Genomic DNA, 14,336 nt, shown 5'->3' with positions numbered 1-14,336 from the left:
TGAAATTTGTTATTTGTAAGAGAATTGATAAAATACATAACTAATTGAATATTAAATATATTAAAATAAAAAATTATTATTGTTTCAGAACTTTTTAAATTTAGATAGGATAAATATTGCATGATTTTTCAAACAGTTGTCACTTCATTTGGCCCTGGTGGATATGAAAAATATGGACGACGCTTTCTTGAAACATTTATTGAATACTGGCCTGAAAGTATTTCCTTGATTGTCTATCACGAAGAACAGCCTGATTTCCAACATCCTAGAATTGAATTTCGTTCACTATGGGATGTTGAATATATAGTGCCGTTTTTAGATAGAATCAGCAAAGATGAAAGGGCAAAAGGTGTTTTGCAGATTGATGGAAAAAAAGTTTACTCCTATCGGTTTGATGTATTTAAGTTTTCTCGCAAAGTATTTTCTATTTATGATGCAGCTAAAAGACATCAAGGGATTCTCGCTTGGGTTGATGCAGATGTTGTCACTCATTCCAATATCCCCAAAGATTTTTTAACTTCATTGTTGCCAAGTCATTGTTATACAGCTTATCTTGGCCGTCCTAATAATTATTCTGAATGTGGATTTATGGTATTTAATACCATGCACAAAAATAATATATTATTTATGGAAGTATACCGAAATTGTTATTTACGCTTGGGTTTTTACGATTTAGCCGAATGGCATGATTCTTTTATTTTTGACCATGTTACACGCTTGATTCCAGTGACTACGCATAATTTGTCAACGGGCGTACCTGACTCTAATAATCATCCTTTTATCAATTCTGTTTTAGGCAATTATATGGATCATCTCAAAGGGCCTAAAGCGAAGTCAGAAGGCCGCTCTGATGATGAAGAACTAGTATTAAAAAAACAGCAATCGTACTGGAATAATGATTCAACTGCATGATGCAAGGTTAAATTTGATCTAAATGATGTCTAATCTTCACAATGCACTGACAGCTCAGCAATTAAATATCAGACTTGAAACCATTTTGAGTTTGGTTTTATTCCAATCACGTCAGCTTAATACTTCAGTGCAACAGCTTGCCGATGCTCCACGCTCACAACAAGATTGGGTGATTGAATCGACTAAGCTACTTGCTCAACATAATTTAGAAATAGCCTATCAATTTACCCAATATGTGCCAACTGCCCTAAATTTAATGGATATGGTTGGTGTTGAGCTGTGGTTACATGAGACTTTATTGCTATATGATAACCAAAGTTTACATGTTGCAGTTCAGCATCTACAACAAATTGAACAGTTTGCGACAGACTACCAGCAAAACTTAAACGCGATACAATTGCAAGATATTCAAGGTATTTTATATAATTTTGTAACAGGCTTGAATGGAAGGCAGCTTAAAATTGTCTCCAATGATGCAGTATTTACCGATACTGAAACTTTATTTTTACCTGCACAATTAAATTATTTTGCCCAATCGCAGGATAATTTTCAACTTTATAAAGCCATGCTCAGCCATTTATGGGCACAAACTTGGTTTGGCACTTGGCGGTTGAATCTCAAAAAAGAATGCCAAGGTTTTAACGAGTGTGACAAAGTGAGCCGCTTGTTTCATTGCTTGGAACGTTTACGTTTAGATGCTTGTTTGCAGCGAGAGCTACCGGGACTGGCTAAACAAATGCAACAACTACTAATCGTTGCTAAACAGCCTCAAGTTCCTAAAGCGTGGGAGCAAATCGCTCAGCATCTAGCCCAAGCCAATGCCAGTGTAGAAACCAGCTATCAATTATTAGAGACTGTTTATTCGTGGACAATTCCTGAACCCGTTTGTTATCAAGGGGTATTACGTCCTGATTCAGTCGAGCAGGTTGTCAATAAACGCCGAACTGAAGAAAAGCGTGTATTTCAACAGGCATTAAATCAGTTTTTAAAACATAATCAAAACAGCAAAACCCATAACAATGAGATGTCTCAGTTTGCGGTGCAAAATTCAGATATTTATGATGCACAAGCGAAGCAAAGCCCAATTTTAACTATAGATGGGCAACCGATGACTGTTGATGCTCATACCAAAAAAATCATGTTATCGATTATGCAAGATGAAGGTGGGATGCCTCAAGATTATTTAATTCCAGCAGGCAATACAGGTAATGAATTTAATGGCACAATTGAATTAGATACTGAGTTAGCATCAGATGCTACGTGCTTTGTTTATCCTGAATGGGATTATTTGCGCCAAACGTATCGGCAGAATTGGTGTTATGTTGAGGAAGTTGAATCACCGTTGAATGATGAACAATTTGTACATGAAACATTGCAACAACATCGTGGTTTATTGAAAACATTGCGGCGTAATTTTGAAGCATTGCGTGGTGGTCGGCATTGGGCAAAACGTCAGGTTTATGGTGAAGAAATTGATATTGATGCTTTGGTGCAGGCTCAAGTCGATTTATTAACGGGACAAGAAATGTCCGAGCAATTGTTTTTAAAACTACAACGCATGGAACGTAATATTGCAGTGATGTTTATGGTAGATATGAGTGGCTCAACCAAGGGCTGGGTTAATTTAGCCGAGCGACAAAGTTTAATTTTATTAAGTGAAGTATTGGAAAAATTGGGCGACCGTTATGCTATTTATGGGTTTTCAGGTATGACGCGCAAACGCTGCTCTATTTACCCAATTAAGCATTTTGATGAGCATTATAATCATATTGTAAAACAAAGGATTAGCGGAATTAAACCACAAGAATATACCCGCATGGGGGTGACAATTCGGCATTTGACTTATTTATTGTCGCAAGTCGATGCACAGATAAAATTGTTGATTACTTTGTCCGATGGACGACCTGATGATGAAGGGGATAATTATCGCGGTTTATATGGGATTGAGGATACACGACAAGCCTTGTTAGAAGCACAACGTGAGGGTATTTACCCGTTTTGTATCACAATTGATACTGAGGCAAAAACCTATTTACCCCGTATGTATGGCAATGCAAATTATGTGGTGATTGATAAAGTAGAACAACTACCCTTTAAAGTGGCCGATATTTATCGACGCTTGACTAAGTAGTGGTTTCTTTAATAATCAGTGTCGCTGCTATTTTGGAATCAGGGCTGGCAATCTTTCCTAGACTGCTAGCCCTAAAGTATTAAAATATATCGAGTTAAGCTAAACGATTACGGGATGAATGGCGTAATACCGCATAACCAAGCCCTGCGGACAAGAATGAACCTACCAAAACGCCTAAGCGAACCTCATTCATCAAACCTTCGCTGCCTACAAATGCCAGTGAACCGATAAACAAGCTCATGGTAAAGCCAATACCGCATAGTAACGCCACACCGTATAAATCCATCCAGTTACAATCTTTTGGTAATTGAGCATAACCCACTTTAATCAATACCCAACTGAATAATAATACGCCCACTTGCTTGCCTAAGAATAAGCCTGCAACTACACCCAATGGTACATTTTCAACTAAGGTGTTTAGCGACATTCCTTCAAAAGACACGCCTGCATTGGCAAAGGCGAAAATCGGCATAATCGCAAATGCAACCCACGGATGAAGCAAATGTTCTAAATAACGTAAGGGAGATTCTTTGTATTTGGAGGTTTTCAATGGAATAAAAAAGGCTAATGCCACACCTGCTAAAGTTGCATGAACGCCTGATTTTAATACGAAATACCATAAGAAGAGCCCAGTAACAATATAAATCAGTAACCTAGTCACACCTATAAAATTATAAAATGCGAGTAAACCAATAATGCCAGCAGCCCATAACATCGCATCATAATTTAAACCATGTTCTCCGCCTGAATAAAAGAAAGCAATAATCAAAATTGCGCCTAAATCATCAATAATCGCCAGTGCCATCAAAAATAATTTCAAAGACAATGGAATTCGAGAACCAAGTAAGGCTAATACTCCCAGTGAAAATGCAATGTCTGTTGCAGCAGGAATTGCCCAACCTTTCATTGTTTCAGCGTCGCCAAAGTTGAATAATAAATAAAAGAATGCAGGTACTAACATACCACCAATGGCAGCAAATCCAGGTAATAAGATTTGACTTGGATTCGACAGTTGTCCATCCATGATTTCCCGTTTTAGCTCTAAACTAACAACTAGGAAAAATATTGCCATCAAGCCATCATTAATCCAATGGGACAGATGTTTTTCTAAATGGAATTCTCCAACATGAAACCCCATTTCTAATTCAAGTAGATGGTGATACCAATCAGAAAGCGGTGCGATATTGCTGCATAACAAAGCTAAAATCGTTGCAATAATTAGTAATGTGCTGCTGGCAGTTTCTAGTTTCAAAAACTCTTGGAACGCCAACGCGGGGTTTGCTGAACGAAAAGTTGCAAACACTCTATTAACATAACGGTAAGAAATCGGCATACAATATCCCTAATGGTTTAATCTATTGTATTATAAGTAATAATAAGAAAACATGACATGATATAGTCAATTTCGTTTTGGGTATTAGGACTGGCAGTCCTATAAAATTTTAAATATCAATTACTTTTAAAACCAAGGACTGCCAGCCCTGTATCATCTTAGAATAAAACGACTATAAAGAGAATTATTTCTCTAAATAATCAAGGCATAACCAAAATTCTTTTTAAAACGCGCTTTAAATACATCTAAATTAAACTGATGGCTTTGTGAACCATGATGCTCGACTTTAATTGCACCCATGAGTGACGCAATACGCCCAACAGTTGGCCAATCAGCATCTTTGAGTAGACCATATAATAAGCCCGCACAGAAGGCATCGCCACAGCTTACAGGGTCATTGATTGCCTTGGCTTGGGCAGATGGAATTTTATATTCAGTGCCTTGCACGTAAATCATAGCACCGCCTGAACCTTGGGTGATAACCAAACCTTGCCCACGTAAAGCCAGTTGTTCTGGGGTCAAGTTGGTGCGACGTTGCATCACATCCCATTCTTTTTGATTAACTAAAATCCATGCTGCTTGTTCAATAAACTTGAGCAATTCATCACCGTCAAATTGAAAAATAGCATGTCCTGGATCAAAAATAAAAGGAATGCCTTTTTCCGTAAATTGCAACGCATGGCTAACCATACTCTCAGTGCTGTCATAAGATATTGTCCCCAGCTTCACATCTTCTACTTGCCAAATGGGATGAAATTGTGAGTAACTTGTCGCACCAGGGTGAAATGCAGTCATTTTATTATCGCCCATATCCATGGTGATAAAGGTACGCGCGGTGGCACTGTGTTCTACAATTTTAATGTGATCGCGCGAAATCCCAAGACTGTCAAACCAAATTGCATAATCTTCAAAATCAGTACCAACGGTTGCCATTGGAAACGGTTTTTCACCTAGCAATTTTAAATTATACGCAATATTTCCTGCACTACCGCCAAATTGACGGCGTAAATCAGGTACCATGAAATGTACGTCAAATGGTTCAGGTGAATCGATTTCATCCACAGGGATATTATGTTTAAACTTGTCGTTAAACACCATCACTGTGTCATAACTCATTGAACCACAAATTAATGCCGACATACATAAACTTCCTTTATTAGGTCTGGGATTAAGCACGATTAAACTAATATGTTATCCAAGCCTGCTTATATCAATAGTTCTGAGCCAAAACTTTGTTGATAGCGTTGTTTAAACTCATCTAATGTGAAGCTATGATTTTGGGTACCAGGTTGTTCGATTTTCAATGCACCTAATAGTGATGCAATCCGTCCCGTGACTTCCCAATCTAAATTATTAGTTAAACCGTATAATAAACCAGCGCGATAGGCATCGCCACAACCTGTTGGATCAGCTAATTTTTCCGTTTTAGCACAAGGTACATGATAAGTTTGATCTTTAGTATAAATCGTTGAACCTTCACCGCCTTGAGTCACGATTAAGGCGGTGACTTTTTCAGCAACTTCTTGTGGTGTATATTTTGTGCGTTCTTGCATTAACTGCCATTCATAATCATTGACTACAACGTAAGAGGCTTGTTCAATGAAACGTTTTAAGTCATCGCCATCAAACATTGGCATACCTTGACCCGGATCGAAAATAAAAGGCACACCCGCTTCGACAAATTGTTCTGCATGTTGAATCATACCATCACGGCCATCTGGTGATACGATACCGATTTTAACCCCTTTCGCATCAGCCACTTTATTTTCATGGGCTTGCATCATTGCACCGGGGTGAAATGCTGTGATTTGATTGTCATCCATATCGGTTGTGATAAATGCTTGGGCTGTATAGCTTTTGTCTATGGTTTTAATATAGTCACGCGAAATACCACATTGATCCATCCAATCTGCATAAGGTGTGAAATCTGAACCCACTGTTGCCATGAGTAACGGTTCACCACCTAGTAACTTTAAATTATAAGCGATATTTCCTGCGCAACCACCAAATTCTCGGCGCATATCAGGTACCATGAACGAGACGTTCAAAATATGCACTTTCTCTGGCAAGATGTGATGTTTAAATTTATCGCTAAATAACATGATGGTATCGTAGGCAATTGAACCACAAATCAAAGCTGACATAATGTTCCCTTGGGAGTATAGAAAAGCGCTACAGTTTGGCATAAGTTAAGAAAAGATGTCTAGTCGAGTGAGAGAATTTATTGAAATCTTAGGCAACTTTTAAATTTAATGCGGTGATTTTACAAGAATGTTTTTGTTTGCTATTAGTATTTTTCAAGATGTGTCAGAGTCATTTATGCTGATTATGTTGAAACCAAAGATAAAAAGATCATCTGCCCACCCTAAATTCGGTAAAAGTTAGTTTTATGGCTCAACCAATTGTCTTTGTTATTTTTATCTGTTTTCGCTTAAGAAAAAATGATTGTAGCTAAAAAATCCTAAATTATTAGGAGTGCAATATTTATCTTGCTTGTGCAAATTTAAATTTGCACTTCTTCTAGCTTAACTTAATGGCAGTAGGTATAAGCACGTAGCATCGTAATATTAATCCAATGCCAAAGGGTTTAAATTAGGAGAATAAACAGGTGAGAAAGTAATTTTCTTGTTCCCCACACTGCGTGGAATATATCATAGACATTCTTGCGTCTTGAAATTTTTTGTGGACGCTGGTGCGTCCTGTCAGATGACGACGCGATGCGTTGTCACAAGTTAAAGTTCATTTTTAGACGTAGTTCAATATAGGTCGTTACTTGATATTTAGGAGTGCACGCTCATGCAAAATAACAAGCACTCCCGATTATATTATCTAGTTTGCGCCGTATTTACTCTTATCGCGGTTATGCCATAAGCTTTCCGCCATCGATTGAGCTTCTTCAATTGAATGGGCTTTACCCATCAGCTTAAGAGCTAACGCCGTTGTACCTGTAATTGTACCCACTGCATATTCGTCATCAATTTCACTTTGCCACAATTGGGCTAAACGCTCTGGTTGCATTTCTGCTTCTTTAACATGACGTTGTGCAAATAAGGCGGGCCATGTTTCTTCAAATAATTCCCCATTAAGCAGGCCTTTTACTTCACATTTAACATCTGGATTGCGCTCAATTTCACCGCCTTCACCTTTAATTACAGCCATATTTTTCTGACCTAATAACATGCCTGCTTCTTGGTGAACTGCCTGATACCCTGGATGGAAAATACCTTGCATTACATTCGGTGCACTAAATGGATTAATCATCCGCGCCAAAGTGTGCACAGGAGAACGCAAACCCATCAATGGGCGTAATTCAATCATTTCATGCAACTTAGGAGATAAAAACTCTAATGGCAAATAAGAAAAATTGGTTTGTTTGATTTGCTCAGCCGCTTGCTCAAATGACGTAGCGTATTCAATGCCTAAGAATCGAAGAATGTCTTGAGTATAAATCCGACCTGAAGTGTGACCACCTGCACCGTGCATAAATACACGAATACCATTCTCAGCCAATAACAAGGTGGACAATAAAAACCAAGGTAAGTGACGACGTTTACCCGCATAAGAAGACCAATCTAAATCAACGTCAGCCATGCCTGTAGGCAATTTAAATGAATCACGGGTGGCTTCGATAAAGCCTGCTAACTCTTCACGTGTTTCCTCTTTGACCCGCATTAACATCATGAATGCACCGAGTTGCACAGGCTCAACTTTACCTGTCACAATCATTTTCATGGCATCGTAAGCTTCTTCACGAGTGAGGGGACGTGAGCCATTTTTGCCCTTGCCTAAAATCCGTACATATTGGGCAAAAGGATGCTCTTCTAATTCAAAAACAATGTCTTGTTTTGTTGTCATAATAACTCCTTACATGATGTACACTGATTGCTATTCTATTATTTTTGATGCAATCTGTCTTAATTCATTCCCACATCGCTTAATATATGAGAATGAATTTCAATCTTAAGCCTGATTGTGATCGTGCCAAACCAATCCACTGAGTATTACAACTGTTGCTGGAATCACACCCCATAACATGACTTGATTGAATAATGGCAAACTTGGATGATCGATAGCAGATAATAATAAATAAATGGTGTAAGCGACGTAATAGGCTAAAAATAAAACACCTTCCCAACGATCAAGCTGTTTGCCACTAAAAAAGGTTGGTAAGCATAAAATCGCCACGGCAATCATAATCAACATATCAACACTTAATGCTGTTGGTGAGACTGCAATCCCATTCGGTGCGATGATACTGGATAGACCTAACACCATTGAAATATTGAATAAATTACTGCCGATTGCACCACCAATAATCATATCTTTTTCACCACGTATACTGGCTGCAATTGTCGCAGCTAATTCTGGTAATGATGTACCAATTGCAATAATGGTCAAACCAATAATTAATTCACTTAAGCCAAATAAATGTGCAATTTCAACTGCACCCTTAACTAGCCAATTTGCGCCTACAACCAATAACACTAAACCAACAAGGATGTAGGCTACTTTCACCCAAACGCTGCTTTCTTGGCTGTCTTTTTGTAATTCTTCTAATTCTTCTAATTCGGCTTCAGCAATCACACTGTTATCACGGCGGCTTTGGACGATTAAATAAGTAGTATAGATTGCGACAATCGCGAATAAAATTATGCCGTCTAAACGACTAATCATCAAATCCATACTTAATACATAAAGTAAAATTGAAACCGCAATCATCAATGGCACATCCACTTTAACCAGCTTTGTATTCACCGTTAAAGGTGCGATGACCGCTGCAATCCCTAACACCATCAAAATATTTAAAATATTACTACCGACGACATTTCCCAGTGTTAAATCAGGTTGCCCCGCATAGGCCGATTGCACACTAACCGCAAGCTCTGGCGCACTCGTACCAAATGCAATAATAGTCAAACCCACAACTAAAGGTGAAATACCAACCGAGGTTGCAAATTCAGAAGCTCCTTTGACCAAGGTGTCAGCACCAACGACTAGGAATACAAATCCCAGTAAAAACAAAACTAAAGTAACAATATCCATTCAGTTAATCCTAAAAACGTAGGTAGTAGAGTGAGAAATAATGTGAATAAAATTTTAGAAAACAAGCTGATGACTAGAACAATGATGCGGCCAATTCATTAATCGAGGTCAACATTTCAGCATCGTCGCTTAAGGCTTGAGTAATCGCGCTATGACAGGCCCCTTTCGGTTCTATGCCTGATTGAATTAATTTTGCAGCATGAACTAACAACCGAGTGCTAGCCCCTTCTTCCAAGCCATTTTGTTTTAAATTACGGGTGGTATGGGCAAATTTAACCAACTTTTCAGCGGTTATTAAATCGATGTCCGTTTCCTGCATAATGATTTTGCGCTCAACATCATAGGTTGGATAGTTGAACTCTAAAGCCACAAAACGTTGTCGAGTGCTGGGTTTTAAATCTTTGAGTACACTTTGATAGCCGGGATTGTATGAAAGAGCTAAGCAAAATTCAGCAGGGGCTGCCAGTAATTCGCCCAGTTTATCAATCGGTAATACGCGCCTGTCATCGGCTAAAGGATGAATCACAACCGTGGTATCTTTGCGGGCTTCAATCACTTCATCTAAGTAACAAATGCCGCCGCAGCGTACCGCGTGGGTCAACGCACCATCAATCCAACTGGTGTTACCCTGTTTAATCAGAAATCGTCCGACTAAATCAGATGCGGTCAAATCATCATGGCAAGACACCGTAATCAACGGTCGTTGTAAACGCCAAGCCATGTATTCCATGAAGCGCGTTTTGCCACAGCCTGTAGGCCCTTTTAGTAACACGGGCAATTGGTTTTGGTATGCAGCCTCAAATAGACTGATTTCATTGCCTATGGGTTCATAATAAGGCTGTTGTGTAATGATATAGGTTTCAGTAGTTTGAACTTGAGTCATATATGCACGAGTAGGCGATAATGAGAAAAGCATTATAAACTAGCTCGGAAATGAAATGTTAAGGATTGAGTATTTTTAGAAATTAAAGCATAAATTGAGGGCATTGCACGCGATGTCGGTTCAACAAATTATGCTAAAAATGGCTTCAGTTAAAGAAAAAAGGTTTGATAATGTAAGGTATTATTAGAAAATCACATAACAAACGCTCATCAAAAATAAAGGCTAATTTTGTAAAAATTCGTCATCACCTCGATTGAGAATAATCACTTCCACACGGCGGTTTAGTTGTCGACCTGATTCTGTTTCATTATTGGCTACTGGCCATGATTCTCCATAACCTTTTGCCATAATTCGGCTGGGCTGAATACCGCGTTCAATCAGTTTAGACCGCACAAAATCTGCTCTGCGTTGAGATAAATCTACATTATAAGATTCTTCGCCTGAATTATCGGTATGAGATTCGATTAAGACTTTGTAAATTGACCTTGATTTCAAAAATTCTGCGACTTTATCTAAATTTATCAACACCTCAACAGGCAATTCTGAAACATCTAAATCAAAAAAGGCTTCTCCAAAACTGAGTTCTAAGCCCCGTTCTGTTTGCTTACTTTTCAGTTCAGTGAGTTCATTTTTTAAACGTTTTGAGTTCTGTTTAGCAACTTGTAACTGTTCGCCTAACAATTCATCTTGTAAATGATTCACTTCCTGTAGGAATGCCAGTTGTTTATCTAATAGCTGTTGATGTTCTACTTTTTCTCGTTTACGTTGTGCGACACGGGATGCAATTTCAGACTGGCGTTGAGATAAATAGGCTAAATGCTCCATTTCAGCCGCTTCCCGCAAATCTTTTGCATGTTGCAATAACTGCTCAGCTTGCTGTAACTCTAAAGCAATATGTTCTCTTTTTTTCTGTAAAATATCAATATATTGCTCTTCTTCAGCATTTCTTAAACTTTCAGCATCAAATAAGCTTCTTTCTGCTTCGGTTAAGGTTTCCATAGCCGAAAATAATGCGCTGGGTGAAGTATCTTCTGCTGGCAACGACGTAAGTTTGGTTAACTGTTGCGCAGATAAATTCTTGACCCGCTGAATATCAAGATTTTCTGATTTAGATTGAATGGGATTAAATTGGCAGCCTGCCGTTAACAATAAGATAAAGCCATAAGCCAAATAGATTTTAGACAATGTCAAACCCTCCCTTTAAGATTGTCAATGATGATTGTGTTGATTTGAATGACTTTGTCAAGTAAAAAATAATAGTGATTTATAAACAAAACCTTGATACACCAAGCAAATATGCGGTTATGCTCTCATCATTTATTTATCCTCCAATATTCCGTGAAACCCAATCCATCGCGGCAACAGGTAATAAATAACGCAAAGTCACCAATATATAAGTTGGCGTGGTCACAAAATAATGCGGCTTAGGTTTTTTTGCTTCCAAGGCATGAATCACTTTTTTCAATACCGCATCTGTGCCCAATGTAAAAGGCGCAACATCTCCTTGTTTTAATAAACGTTGTTCTGCTAAAGCATATTTTGCTTGATGCGGACTGTTTTTGATATTAGCGATATGACGTTTAAAATGGGGTACACAATTTTCCCGAAATCGACTCCGAATTGGACCAGGTTCAATCAGTGACACGTAAACCCCACTGCCGTGTAATTCAACTCTTAATGTTGCTGACAGTCCTTCTAATGCATATTTACTCGAATTATATGCACCACGCAATGGCAACACGGTAAGGCCAAGCACAGAGCTATTTTGAATAATGCGCCCTTCAACTTGACGACGCATCACGGGAATCAGTTGGCAAGTCAATTCGTGTGTGCCTAAAATATTGGTTTCAAATTGTTCGCGTAATGCTTGGCGACTCAAATCTTCAACCGCACCAACTTGACCATACGCGCCATTGTTGAATAAGCCATATAATTGGCCATCGGTAAGCCCTAAAATCGTTTCTACGGCATGATGGATAGAATCAGAATCATTTAAATCTAATTGCACCGATTCAAATCCTTCAGCTTTCAAGCGTTCCACATCTTCTGATTTTCGCGCGGTTGCAAATACCCGATAGCCACGTTGTTTTAATCCTTTTGCCACACCATAGCCAATTCCACTGGAACAACCTGTAATTAAAATTGCTTTGTCTGCAAAGGCTTGGTTCATTGTCATGCTCTCAAATATGAATTTTCAGTATTTTATAGAAAAACCACTTATAAATGAAAGTATCAACTTGCGAACATTGGCAAAACCGCTTAAACTCTCTCTCTTAGAAAGTTGGTTGGACAATCGCGCTATTGAAAAATAGGGAGGAAAGTCCGGGCTTCATAGGACAGAGTGCCAGATAACGTCTGGGGGGCGAAAGCCTACGGAAAGTGCCGCAGAAAATATACCGCCTTGAAAAAGGTAAGGGTGAAATGGTGCCGGTAAGAGCGCACCGCATGACTGGCAACAGTGATGGCAGGGTAAACCCCACTTGAAGCAAGACCAAATAAGAAACATATACATGTGTGTCCGCGTGGTTTCGGGTAGGTCGCTTGAGGGATTCGGTGACGAATTTCCCAGATGAATGATTGTCATGCTTTCGAGTATACAGAACCCGGCTTATAGACTGACTTTCTAAATCCCAATCATCTAAGCTTTTTAAATATCCACATCTAATTGAAAACCTTAACAACGAGTTTATTATAATAGGTTGTTGGTTATTCATTGAATCAGAGAGTATAGATTTATGTATAAGTTAGTCTTAATCAGACATGGTGAGAGTGTTTGGAATAAGGAAAATCGTTTCACTGGTTGGAAAGACGTAGATTTATCTGAAAAAGGCTTGAAAGAAGCCACAGCAGCAGGTGAGTTGCTTAAAAAAGAAGGCTTTGAATTTGATATTGCTTACACGTCAGTGTTAAAGCGTGCGATTAGAACATTGTGGCATATTTTGGATGAAATGGATTTAATGTGGATTCCTGTGCAACGTGAATGGAAGTTGAACGAACGCCATTACGGAGCATTACAAGGTTTAAATAAAGCCGAAACTGCGGAAAAACATGGTGAAGATCAAGTCAAAGTCTGGCGTAGAAGCTATGACACACCACCGCCTGCATTAGAAAAGTCAGATGAGCGTTATGCGGGTAATGATGCGCGTTATAAAGATTTGGATGACAGTCAAGTTCCTTTATCAGAATGTTTAAAAGACACGGTTGATCGGGTGCTTCCTTTGTGGCATGACACCATTGTACCGACCATTAAATCAGGCAAAAAAGTGATTATCGCCGCTCACGGTAATAGTTTGCGTGCGTTGATTAAATATTTAGATGGTGTTTCAGAACAAGACATCGTTGGTTTAAATGTGCCAACAGGTATGCCTTTAGTTTACGAATTAGATGAAAATATGAAGCCAACTAATCGCTATTATTTAGGTGATGAAGAAGCAGTCAAAGCCGCCATGGCCGCAGTTGCTAATCAAGGCAAAGCAAAGTAGTTTTTTGAGTGTAGATTGCTGACTTTTGATTTAAAACCAAAGTTGGCAGTCTAAAACTGATTGAATATAGCGTTTAATACTCGCAATCGGCTGTATAGTTGTTTTATTTTAAAGTGATACAGGACTGGTAGTCCTAGATTTTAAAACTGATTGATATTTAAAGTATAAAAGGACTGCCAGTCCTCACACCCAATATAGAATTGACTATAAGTTACTCATTGAGTTTTCTCTCCAAAATATCTAAACCCTCCTCCTCTTCTGTTAACAATCCTCTTAGCTTTAGTTTTATTTTGTCCAATATGATTATTTATACAATTGCTTGCAAAGTCTACGCTATCCTGCATTACCTTAATTCCATATCTTTAAGCTATATTTTAGACCACTTTTAAAAATTGCCAGAACCTAAACTCAAAATCAATATTTTAAAATATATTCTTTATTTTCAACTTATTATCAACATTTAGAGGCCGCAGTCTGTACGCAAAAATGGGTGGAACTTAGTAAAACCAATCATTTTATAATGATATATAGTTTGTTAAAAAAACATAAAAC

At 38.4% G+C, this 14,336-nt stretch carries 11 protein-coding genes and 1 other RNA gene; 4 read left to right on the top strand and 8 right to left on the bottom strand.

Translation table 11 applies throughout. From position 1 onward, the window contains the following. The first annotated feature begins 120 nt into the window (after positions 1 to 120). Together ABXH34_RS13575 and ABXH34_RS13570 are read left to right on the top strand one after the other, a co-directional pair. Entirely contained in the window at positions 121 to 912 is a 792-nt protein-coding gene (locus ABXH34_RS13575) for a hypothetical protein (RefSeq protein ID WP_353572421.1), read from the top strand. Positions 913 to 934: 22 nt separating this feature from the next. Further along, a complete protein-coding gene (locus ABXH34_RS13570; protein ID WP_353572420.1) occupies positions 935 to 3,043 on the top strand; it encodes a nitric oxide reductase activation protein NorD in 2,109 nt (702 codons plus the stop codon). A gap of 94 nt (positions 3,044 to 3,137) precedes the next feature. Here ABXH34_RS13570 and nhaA read toward each other — a convergent pair whose 3' ends face one another. The 8 genes from nhaA to ABXH34_RS13530 all read right to left on the bottom strand — a co-directional run bounded on the left by nhaA (position 3,138) and on the right by ABXH34_RS13530 (position 12,472). Beyond that, positions 3,138 to 4,376: a Na+/H+ antiporter NhaA gene (nhaA, locus tag ABXH34_RS13565; protein WP_353572419.1), complete on the bottom strand. Its 1,239-nt coding sequence runs from the start codon at positions 4,374 to 4,376 to the stop codon at positions 3,138 to 3,140. Positions 4,377 to 4,568: 192 nt separating this feature from the next. Continuing rightward, positions 4,569 to 5,516, bottom strand: coding sequence for a carbohydrate kinase family protein (locus ABXH34_RS13560; RefSeq protein WP_353572418.1), 948 nt, complete (start codon positions 5,514 to 5,516; stop codon positions 4,569 to 4,571). Between the two features lie 65 nt (positions 5,517 to 5,581). After that, complete coding sequence (locus ABXH34_RS13555; RefSeq protein WP_353572417.1) at positions 5,582 to 6,520, bottom strand: carbohydrate kinase family protein; 939 nt, start codon at positions 6,518 to 6,520, stop codon at positions 5,582 to 5,584. A 685-nt stretch (positions 6,521 to 7,205) separates the two neighbouring features. Continuing rightward, on the bottom strand, positions 7,206 to 8,231 hold the full coding sequence (locus ABXH34_RS13550; RefSeq protein ID WP_353572416.1) for a glycosyl transferase family protein: 1,026 nt from the start codon (positions 8,229 to 8,231) through the stop codon (positions 7,206 to 7,208). A gap of 105 nt (positions 8,232 to 8,336) precedes the next feature. Next, positions 8,337 to 9,419: a calcium/sodium antiporter gene (locus ABXH34_RS13545; RefSeq protein WP_353572415.1), complete on the bottom strand. Its 1,083-nt coding sequence runs from the start codon at positions 9,417 to 9,419 to the stop codon at positions 8,337 to 8,339. 73 nt (positions 9,420 to 9,492) lie between these two features. Further along, entirely contained in the window at positions 9,493 to 10,335 is an 843-nt protein-coding gene (locus tag ABXH34_RS13540) for a CbbQ/NirQ/NorQ/GpvN family protein (RefSeq protein ID WP_502710415.1), read from the bottom strand. 189 nt (positions 10,336 to 10,524) lie between these two features. Further along, the gene (locus ABXH34_RS13535) at positions 10,525 to 11,487 is read right to left on the bottom strand and encodes an OmpA family protein (RefSeq protein WP_353572414.1); all 963 of its coding nucleotides are present in this window, start codon (positions 11,485 to 11,487) and stop codon (positions 10,525 to 10,527) included. A gap of 136 nt (positions 11,488 to 11,623) precedes the next feature. Beyond that, on the bottom strand, positions 11,624 to 12,472 hold the full coding sequence (locus ABXH34_RS13530; RefSeq protein ID WP_353572413.1) for an SDR family NAD(P)-dependent oxidoreductase: 849 nt from the start codon (positions 12,470 to 12,472) through the stop codon (positions 11,624 to 11,626). 107 nt (positions 12,473 to 12,579) lie between these two features. On the opposite strand from ABXH34_RS13530, the gene rnpB reads away from it, so the two are divergent. Together rnpB and gpmA are read left to right on the top strand one after the other, a co-directional pair. Then, positions 12,580 to 12,929: RNase P RNA component class A (rnpB, locus tag ABXH34_RS13525), an RNA gene on the top strand. A 108-nt stretch (positions 12,930 to 13,037) separates the two neighbouring features. Further along, positions 13,038 to 13,784, top strand: coding sequence for a 2,3-diphosphoglycerate-dependent phosphoglycerate mutase (gene gpmA / locus ABXH34_RS13520; RefSeq protein ID WP_353572412.1), 747 nt, complete (start codon positions 13,038 to 13,040; stop codon positions 13,782 to 13,784). Positions 13,785 to 14,336 lie beyond the last annotated feature (552 nt).

This window comes from Candidatus Albibeggiatoa sp. nov. BB20, assembly GCA_016744725.1.
In the GTDB taxonomy this organism is placed as follows: Bacteria; Pseudomonadota; Gammaproteobacteria; order Beggiatoales; family Beggiatoaceae; genus Albibeggiatoa.
The sequence above is the reverse complement of the archived record's forward strand: the minus strand, read 5'-3'. Positions and strand labels throughout refer to the sequence as shown.

Coding starts and splice junctions, on each gene's coding strand:
- ABXH34_RS13575 (WP_353572421.1), top strand. CDS start 121: ATGATTTTTCAAACAGTTGTCACTTCATTTGGCCCTGGTGGATATGAA.
- ABXH34_RS13570 (WP_353572420.1), top strand. CDS start 935: ATGATGTCTAATCTTCACAATGCACTGACAGCTCAGCAATTAAATATC.
- ABXH34_RS13545 (WP_353572415.1), bottom strand. CDS start 9,419: ATGGATATTGTTACTTTAGTTTTGTTTTTACTGGGATTTGTATTCCTA.
- ABXH34_RS13560 (WP_353572418.1), bottom strand. CDS start 5,516: ATGTCGGCATTAATTTGTGGTTCAATGAGTTATGACACAGTGATGGTG.
- ABXH34_RS13530 (WP_353572413.1), bottom strand. CDS start 12,472: ATGAACCAAGCCTTTGCAGACAAAGCAATTTTAATTACAGGTTGTTCC.
- ABXH34_RS13555 (WP_353572417.1), bottom strand. CDS start 6,520: ATGTCAGCTTTGATTTGTGGTTCAATTGCCTACGATACCATCATGTTA.
- nhaA (WP_353572419.1), bottom strand. CDS start 4,376: ATGCCGATTTCTTACCGTTATGTTAATAGAGTGTTTGCAACTTTTCGT.
- ABXH34_RS13550 (WP_353572416.1), bottom strand. CDS start 8,231: ATGACAACAAAACAAGACATTGTTTTTGAATTAGAAGAGCATCCTTTT.
- gpmA (WP_353572412.1), top strand. CDS start 13,038: ATGTATAAGTTAGTCTTAATCAGACATGGTGAGAGTGTTTGGAATAAG.
- ABXH34_RS13540 (WP_502710415.1), bottom strand. CDS start 10,335: ATGCTTTTCTCATTATCGCCTACTCGTGCATATATGACTCAAGTTCAA.